Origin of the sequence: Nonomuraea diastatica, assembly GCF_004349015.1 — a bacterium.
Lineage (GTDB): Bacteria > Actinomycetota > Actinomycetes > Streptosporangiales > Streptosporangiaceae > Nonomuraea > Nonomuraea diastatica.
Genome location: NZ_SMKP01000301.1, coordinates 1 through 7,957 on the forward strand (window position 1 = coordinate 1; position 7,957 = coordinate 7,957).

A 7,957-nucleotide genomic window follows, 5' to 3' on the forward strand; every position below is an offset into this window, starting at 1 on the left:
CCCCGCCCTGGACGATCGCGCCCGCGAAAACCGCCAGACCTCCAACAAGCAGCAGAAATGCCGTATCAGTCATGCAGAAGAGTCAACCACCTTTACTCTCCGTTGCCATTCAGCCTACGAGAGTGACGAGCTGGTGTACTCTTTTCCGCGACGCGGACGTAGCCTCAAAAGTATGAGCATGAAGTCTAAGGCTGCGACGACGATACGCGTCAGCGTCACGACCCGAGATCGGCTAGCCCGAATCGCCCGCCAGGAGGGCCGAACCATGACCGAGGTGCTGCACAACGCCATCGCCGACTACGAACAGAAGCAGTTCTGGCAGACCGTCAACGAGCAGATCGAGCACACACAGCGTGAAGATCCCGAAGGATGGGCCGACTACCTCACCGAACGCGAGTTCGTGCTTGGACCACGCCCCCGCTCCCGCCGGATCGCGCCCGAGTGGGACGGTCTGATCACGTTCCCCGAGGAGAAAGATGAAACTAACGCAAGGTGATATCTGGTTCACCAGATTCAGCAGTCCGACCGGTCGCGAGCAGGGTTTCGACCGTCCCTCGCTGATCGTCAGCAACGACCGCTTCAACCAGTCGAGGCTCGGGCTCATTCTCGCCGCGCCGCTGACCACTCGGGAGCGTGGCTATCTCACACACGTCCGCATCGGCCGCGACGGAACCGGGTTGGCCAAGACAAGCTGGGCGATGATCGAGCAGATCCGCGCTATTTCACCGGACAGGCTTGACTTCTTCGTCGGCACCGCTCCAGAAGAGGTCGTCGCGGAAGCGGTCACCGTGCTCAAGCGGATGATATGAGCATGCCGCCCGGCGAAAAGGAGCTTCGCCGGGCGGCACTCTCATCGTGCCACATGTCGCAGATCGTAAAGCTGCCGATCGTGCGATCCCTCCCGTTGACGCGTGTCCTGACCCTCGCCGCGATCCTGGCGTCCGTCTGTCTGCCCGCCACATCCGCCCAGGCGGCACCGGCCCTCCCGAAGAAGGCGGGCAGGCTGGCCGCGACGCCCTGTCCCGAAACGCCGATCATCTCAGGCGGCTCCCGCGCACCAGGGAGTATCTCCAGACGGTCATGAAATGTCTGGGCAAGTCGTGGGGGGCGTATTTTGAGCGGGCTGGGCGTACGTTCCGCAAGCCCGTCGTCCGCTACTCCGAGGAGCCGGCCAACACCGTGTGCGGGATGCGCTGGCCCGCGTACGCCGACGCCTTCTACTGCACCGAGCGCGCCACGGTGGTCATGCCGCTGACCGGCCGGTGGCTCGAGAACAGGACCGACCTCTACCCGTTCAAGGTGGCCGCCCACGAGTACGGTCACCACCTGCAGAGTCTGCTCGACATCCGGCGTTCCTTCGAGGCCAGGGCGCGGGCCGATCGGACGCACCAGGACCAGCTGAAGCGCCGCTACGAGCTCCAGGCCGACTGCCTGTCCGGAGTGTTCCTGGGCAGTGTCTGGCACTCCCTGGCCCGCTCGGAGGCCGACTGGGCGGCGCTGCTCGACGCGACGCGGGCCAGCGGCGACGACGACGGCCACCGCACCTATGGCAAGGGCGCCAGCCGGGTCTACTGGCTCAAGCGCGGCTACGCGGCCGTCTCCTCCGCCGCCTGCGACACCTGGTCGGCTCCCGCCACCAGGGTCGCCTGACCGCCAAGCCTGCCGAAAGCGCTGCCGGCAGGGTCTTCACCCGGCCCCGGCTGCGGTCTCGGGGTGAAAAGGGACGACCCGGTCACCAACCCGGTGATCCTTCGTCTACGCTGGCGTTCATGGGCGACGAGGCAAGCATGCGATTCAGCCGCGTCAGAGAGCTGGCCAGGGAGGTCGGCAAGGCGCGCGAAGAAGTGGAAAGGGGCCGCAGGGCCCTGTCGGAAAGCCCGGACGCGGTCCCCTACGTGCCCGTGCCCACGGTCCCCGGCTCCAACGCGTTCGGCGACACGGACAACGCCGCCCCGGTCGGGTCCGCGCTCGCCAACCTCGTGTCGTCGGCCGACGACCTGTCCGAGGTGCTCATCGGCGTGCTCGACTCCGACGAGACCAGGCTCGGCAAGGTCGTCACCGCGTTCGAGACGCTGGACGACGAGATCGCCGACCGGCTCTTCGCCGACGCCGCCAAGGGTTTCGACGTCTACAGCGCCCACGTCCACAGCCACGGCCTGCACGAATATGACGACTACGTGCGCTCCGGCCAGATCGACACCCTGCACGAGGCCATGAACCGCGGGCCGTCGCTGCTGGGCGCCGACCTCAACGCCCCGACCCTCGACGGCGACAACTACAAGGGCACGGGCTCCGGCGCGGCGATCGAGAGCTTCCAGGACGAGGGCTACTCGGTCTATTCGCGGGGCGTGAACGACGAGGGGGAGCCCGTCGGCACCTCCCCGGTGGGCGACAAGCCGATCGACCACGTCATCAGCTCGCCAGCCCTGCCGATCAACGAGCCGCCCACCCTGACGGACAACGGCACCTCCGACCACACGGGCGGCCAGGGCGCCGACGTGGAGCTGCCCAACTGGTGACCCGCGGGGCGGGCCACCAGGCCGGCGCTCACCTCGGCTGGATCTCGACCTCCGCCACGGCGGCCGAACGGCCCTCCCCGTCCTCGATCTCGGCGTTGCCCTCGCCGGGACCGTTGGCCGGCATGGTGATGCTGCCGCCGTCGACGTCGAGCTTGATGTTGTCGGTGTCGCCGGTCGCCTGGATGACCTCGCCCTCGCGCACCAGGACGGCGTTGCCGAACGGGGAGAACGGGCGGTCGCCGAGAATGGGCCAGTCGTCGCTGGCCTGGTATTTGCTGCTCGCCTCCCCGAACGTGACGTCCCACTCGTCACCGGTGCGCTCCTCGAGCTCGCGTTCCAGGGAGCCCATGTCCACCTCGAAGACCTCCTGCAGGGTGGCGATGTCGGCGTTCTCGTCGGCGATCACCTGGGCGATGTCGTCGAGCTCGTCGGAGTCGGTGCCGCCTGAGTCGCCGGGCGCGTTGCCCGCGCCCTGGCCGATGTTGAGGTTGATGAGGCGCACAGAACGCGGCCGCCACTGCTCGGCAATCGCGTCGAGCTGCATCTGGTAGAACGCGAGGTCTTCGCGACGCTCGTCGAGCACCTCGTCCACCCGCCCGCGGATCTCCCTGGCCGCGCTGATCGCGCCCGAGACGAGTGTGGCCTGCTCGGAGTCGCGCGGCCGGAAGGTCAGCTGCCCGTCGGCGCCGACGCTGGAGGGCACCCCGTTGAGCTTCTCGCGCTCGGTGTCGAGCAGCCCCTGTTGGACGCGGAGCGTGCTGGCCGTGAGGGTCAGCACGTTGGCGATGCCCTCCGCGTTGCTGGCGAACAGCTCGACGTCCTGGGTGAGCTTCTTGCGGTAGTCGTTGAACGAGGTGGCGGTGTCGCCCGTCCAGTGCTCCTCGGAGAACACGGTGTGGGCGGCGGAGTTGACCTTGCCCTCGGCGGAGCTCGCCTTGGACTTCACCTTTCCCCATGCGGTGGCCAGCGTGTCCAGCAGGTCGGGATTCGCCTTGAGATCCCACACGTCGGCGGTGGTGATCGGCTGGGGTGTCTGCGGACCCTCAGGTGCCTCGGCCATGAATCTCTCCGTCGCGTCGGGGGCAGCGGCAGAAGGCTTGCACAAGCCTGTGACGAACCGCAAGATCACGCTTAAAGATCGAGCCTACCGCGTGGTTCCGGGGCAAGTGTCCCTTTTCGGCGTACTTCCGGGACGGTAGGCGGCCCCAGAGGCGAGGAGCCGCCCGGCGGAGGGTGTTCCGCCGGACGGCTCTCAGTGTGTCGGGTGGTTCCCCCGAAACGAGCGCGTGAGGATCGCGCCCAACCCCGGCGACGAGCCGGGCTCCGTCGCCCCCGACCGGCTTATGACCGGCCGGGAGCTCGGGACGTTCACTTGGCGAGCAACGACCGCAGAACGTACTGCATGATGCCGCCGTGCCGGTAGTAGTCGGCCTCGCCGGGCGTGTCGATGCGCACCACCGCGTCGAACTCGACGCCGGCTTCGTGCGCGGACGAAGCTGTGGCCCTGACGTGCACGGTCTGCGGGATGCCGCCCTTGTTGAGCTCTTCGACGCCCGTGATCTCGAACGTCTCCTCGCCCGTCAGGCCGAGGGCCTCCGCCGAGGCACCCTCCGGGAACTGCAGCGGGAGCACGCCCATGCCGATCAGGTTGGAGCGGTGGATGCGCTCGTACGACTCGGCGATGACCGCGCGGACGCCCAGCAGCGCCGTACCCTTGGCCGCCCAGTCGCGCGAGGATCCGGAGCCGTACTCCTTGCCCGCCAGCACCACCAGCGGCGTGCCCGCGGCGGCGTAGTTGACCGAGGCGTCATAGATGAACGACACCGGGCCGTCGGGCTGGGTGAAGTCGCGGGTGTAGCCGCCCTCGGTGCCGGGGGCGATCTGGTTGCGCAGGCGGATGTTGGCGAACGTGCCCCTGATCATCACCTCGTGGTTGCCACGACGCGAGCCGTAGGAGTTGAAGTCCTTCACCTCGACCCCGTTGGCCTTCAGGTATTGGGCGGCCGGGGTGCCCACCTTGATCGAGCCGGCGGGCGAGATGTGGTCGGTGGTGACCGAGTCGCCGACCTTGACCAGCACGCGGGCGCCGGTGATGTCGGCCACCGGCTCCGGCTTCTGCGGCATGCCGTCGAAGTAGGGGGCCTTGCGGACGTAGGTCGAGTCGGGGTTCCACTCGAAAGTGTCGCCGGTCGGGATCGGCAGCGAGCGCCAGTGGGCGTCGCCCTTGAAGACGTCGGCGTAGTCGCGCTCGAACATGTCGCGCCCGATCGAGGAGTTGACCACGGCCGCGATCTCCTCCGGCGAAGGCCAGATGTCGCGCAGGTAGACCGGCTCGCCGTCGCCGCCGACGCCCAGCGGCTCGGTCTCGAGGTCGAGGTCCATGGTGCCGGCCAGCGCGTACGCGACCACCAGCGGCGGCGAGGCCAGGTAGTTCATCTTGACGTCGGGGTTGATCCGGCCCTCGAAGTTGCGGTTGCCCGACAGCACGGCGGTGACGGCCAGGTCGTTGGCCTGGACGGCTTCGGAGATCTCCGGCAGGAGCGGCCCCGAGTTGCCGATGCAGGTGGTGCAGCCGTAGCCGACGAGGTTGAAGCCGATCTTGTCGAGGTAGGGCTGGAGCCCGGAGCGCTCGAAGTAGCCGGTGACGACCTGCGACCCGGGGGCCAGCGAGGTCTTGACCCACGGCTTGCGGGTCAGGCCCTTCTCCACGGCGTTGCGGGCCAGCAGCGCCGCCCCGAGCATGACGTACGGGTTGGAGGTGTTGGTGCACGAGGTGATCGCGGCGATCGAGACGATGCCGTGGTCGATCGCGAACGAGGTGCCGTCGGCCAGCGTCACGGGCACCGGCTTGTGCGGCCGCCCGCCGTTGGCCGTGGAGTTGGAGGCGGGCGAGTCGGAGGCCGGGAAGGACTCCTTGGACGCCTCGTCGACGCCGTCCTCCGCGTAGTTCTGGACGTCGTTACGCCAGGCGGTCTTGGCGGCCGACAGGGCGATGCGGTCCTGCGGGCGCTTGGGGCCGGCGATGGACGGCACGACCGTGGCGAGGTCGAGCTCGATGTATTCGGAGAACTCCGGCTCGGGCGCGGCCGGGCCGAGCCAGAGGCCCTGAGCCTTGGCGTACGCCTCGACCAGGGCGATCTGCTCCTCGGTACGCCCGGTCAGGCGGAGGTAGTCGATGGTCTGGCCGTCGATCGGGAAGATCGCGCAGGTGGAGCCGAACTCGGGGCTCATGTTGCCGATCGTGGCCCGGTCGGCCAGCGGCACGGACGCGACGCCCTCGCCGTAGAACTCGACGAACTTGCCGACCACGCCGTGCCTGCGCAGGATCTCGGTGATCGTCAGGACCAGGTCGGTGGCCGTGGCCCCGGCGGGCAGCTTGCCGTTGAGCTTGAAGCCGACCACGCGCGGGATGAGCATGGAGATCGGCTGGCCGAGCATCGCGGCCTCGGCCTCGATGCCGCCGACGCCCCAGCCGAGCACGCCGATGCCGTTCTCCATCGTGGTGTGGGAGTCGGTGCCGACGCAGGTGTCGGGGTAGGCCTTCCCGTCGCGGGTCATGACCACGCGGGCCAGGTGCTCGATGTTGACCTGGTGGACGATGCCGGTGCCGGGCGGCACCACCTTGAACTCGTCGAAGGCGGTCTGGCCCCAGCGCAGGAACTGGTAGCGCTCGTGGTTGCGCTCGTATTCGCGCTCCACGTTGCGCCGGAAGGCGTCGGGGTGGCCGAAGTAGTCGACGATGACCGAGTGGTCGATGACCATCTCGGCGGGCGCGAGCGGGTTGATCCTGGCCGGGTCGCCGCCGAGGTCGCGTACGGCCTCGCGCATCGTGGCCAGGTCGACCACGCAGGGCACGCCCGTGAAGTCCTGCATGATGACGCGCGCGGGCGTGAACTGGATCTCCACGCTCGGCGCCGCCTTAGGGTCCCATCCTCCGAGCGCGCGAATGTGGTCGGCGGTGATGTTGGCGCCGTCCTCGGTGCGGAGGAGGTTTTCCAGCAGGATCTTCAGACTGTACGGGAGGCGCGCGGCGCCCTCGACGGCGTCCAGCCGGAAGATCTCATATGACGCGTCGCCGACGCGTAGCGTGTCACGGCTGCCGAAGCTGTTCGCGGACACGGTGGTTCGCCTCCTCCATCAGACATCTTTCAGGCTTGCGGGTGGCTCCCCGCTCCTCACGCGCTTCGCGGCCCCCGTGGTGCCGGGTCTCCACTCCGCTCGCTGCGTCGGGTTCGCTCGTGCTCATGGGTCGCTTACCCTCCTCACTCACTTCGCGGGATCCCTCCTTCGTCGGGCTCCCACTCCGCTCGCTGCGTCGGGTTCGCTCGTGCTCATGGGTCGCTTACCCTCCTCACTCACTTCGCGGGATCCCTCCTTCGTCGGGCTCCCACTCCGCTCGCTGCGTCGGGTTCGCTCTCCAAATCCTGCCGCACGCGCGAACAAGTAAGCACGTTAGGTGAACCTAACTCGTGGCCGCGCAGCAGGTGTCTCGACATCAAGATATCTGGAAAAGTATCTCGACATCAAGTTAAACGGGTGCCAGGCGCCAGTACAGCAGCCCGACGATGGCCACGGACAGGATCGGCGCGAGGATCTTCTGCTCGAACTTCCTGCCCGTCTTGATGCCGATTTTCCACGGCAGAACGAACTTCGCCCCCAGCGGCCACAACACTGGGCAGCCACGCTCGGTCATGCAGTCGCCGACGACGTGCGTGAAGCTTCCGACCGCCACGGCCAGCCCGAGCCAGGCGTAGCCCACCTCGAGAGAGAGGAAGACGGCGTAGAGGCCGGCGGTCATGCCGATGTTGATCATGATCGAGCCGAGTTTGTTGCCCGGGATCCCGACGCCGATGGCGCGCAACGCCAGGCCGATGAGCAGCACGACCATGACGTCGCGCCCAACCGGATAGGTGTTGGCCAGCCAGTGTGCCCCGAACCCGATGGCCACGGCGAAGACGAGCGAGTGGGTGGCGCCGCGGTGGCCGCCGCCGAGCCATGACACGACCTTGCTGAGCGCCCACGTGAGCGGCCCGAACGTCTGCGCGATCGTCGCGCTCGGATGGTCGAGGTCGGGCAGCATCGAGGCGCCCGCGCAGATGATGGCGCCGGCGATCAACTCGGCGGGACTGAGCGCGGTGGCCATGATCCCGGTTTCCACGAACCGGGTGGACTCGTTCACCAGCGGCAGTGCGGCGAGGGGCGGCGCCAGCCCCAGCCAGGCGATGGCCCCGGTCATCGCATGCGTGTGCCCCATCATGATCCGGACTGTACGGCAAAGAGGCTCTTTGCGCGGCGAGGCATGCCGGGCGACCAGGCCGGGAAGGCCGGCACCGTTGCGGAAGACAGCCGGAAACGCAGACGAGGTCGTCTCCGCGGCGACAGCACCCCCCAGCCCTGCCGACGCGGAACGACCTCGTCTGATCTGAACAACGCCCGCC

At 68.1% G+C, this 7,957-nt stretch carries 7 protein-coding genes; 4 read left to right on the forward strand and 3 right to left on the reverse strand.

Annotated elements, in window-relative coordinates; translation table 11 throughout:
* From E1294_RS55275 to E1294_RS49855, 4 genes are all read left to right on the forward strand, one after another.
* Positions 1–496 (forward strand): hypothetical protein (locus E1294_RS55275; protein WP_220448407.1); only part of this gene is annotated, 496 nt, incomplete at its 5' end.
* The gene (locus E1294_RS49845; RefSeq protein ID WP_132519691.1) at positions 477–809 is read left to right on the forward strand and encodes a type II toxin-antitoxin system PemK/MazF family toxin; all 333 of its coding nucleotides are present in this window, start codon (positions 477–479) and stop codon (positions 807–809) included. The genes E1294_RS55275 and E1294_RS49845, both read left to right, overlap by 20 nt.
* Before the next feature lie 271 nt (positions 810–1,080).
* On the forward strand, positions 1,081–1,650 hold the full coding sequence (locus E1294_RS49850; protein ID WP_246083845.1) for a neutral zinc metallopeptidase: 570 nt from the start codon (positions 1,081–1,083) through the stop codon (positions 1,648–1,650).
* A 119-nt stretch (positions 1,651–1,769) separates the two neighbouring features.
* On the forward strand, positions 1,770–2,519 hold the full coding sequence (locus tag E1294_RS49855; RefSeq protein WP_132519694.1) for an endonuclease/exonuclease/phosphatase family protein: 750 nt from the start codon (positions 1,770–1,772) through the stop codon (positions 2,517–2,519).
* A 28-nt stretch (positions 2,520–2,547) separates the two neighbouring features.
* Here E1294_RS49855 and E1294_RS49860 read toward each other — a convergent pair whose 3' ends face one another.
* The 3 genes from E1294_RS49860 to E1294_RS49870 all read right to left on the reverse strand — a co-directional run bounded on the left by E1294_RS49860 (position 2,548) and on the right by E1294_RS49870 (position 7,776).
* The gene (locus E1294_RS49860; protein WP_132519697.1) at positions 2,548–3,579 is read right to left on the reverse strand and encodes a hypothetical protein; all 1,032 of its coding nucleotides are present in this window, start codon (positions 3,577–3,579) and stop codon (positions 2,548–2,550) included.
* A 308-nt stretch (positions 3,580–3,887) separates the two neighbouring features.
* A complete protein-coding gene (gene acnA, locus E1294_RS49865; protein ID WP_132519700.1) occupies positions 3,888–6,638 on the reverse strand; it encodes an aconitate hydratase AcnA in 2,751 nt (916 codons plus the stop codon).
* A 409-nt stretch (positions 6,639–7,047) separates the two neighbouring features.
* Positions 7,048–7,776 carry a metal-dependent hydrolase gene (locus E1294_RS49870; protein ID WP_132519703.1) on the reverse strand — a complete coding sequence of 243 codons (729 nt, stop codon included), beginning with the start codon at positions 7,774–7,776 and terminating at the stop codon, positions 7,048–7,050.
* Between the last annotated feature and the right edge of the window lie 181 nt (positions 7,777–7,957).

What these genes read in the sequence shown, in the direction of transcription:
- E1294_RS49845 (WP_132519691.1), top strand. Translation starts at nt 477, where the DNA reads ATGAAACTAACGCAAGGTGATATCTGGTTCACCAGATTCAGCAGTCCG.
- E1294_RS49850 (WP_246083845.1), top strand. Translation starts at nt 1,081, where the DNA reads ATGAAATGTCTGGGCAAGTCGTGGGGGGCGTATTTTGAGCGGGCTGGG.
- E1294_RS49855 (WP_132519694.1), top strand. Translation starts at nt 1,770, where the DNA reads ATGGGCGACGAGGCAAGCATGCGATTCAGCCGCGTCAGAGAGCTGGCC.
- E1294_RS49860 (WP_132519697.1), bottom strand. Translation starts at nt 3,579, where the DNA reads ATGGCCGAGGCACCTGAGGGTCCGCAGACACCCCAGCCGATCACCACC.
- E1294_RS49870 (WP_132519703.1), bottom strand. Translation starts at nt 7,776, where the DNA reads ATGATGGGGCACACGCATGCGATGACCGGGGCCATCGCCTGGCTGGGG.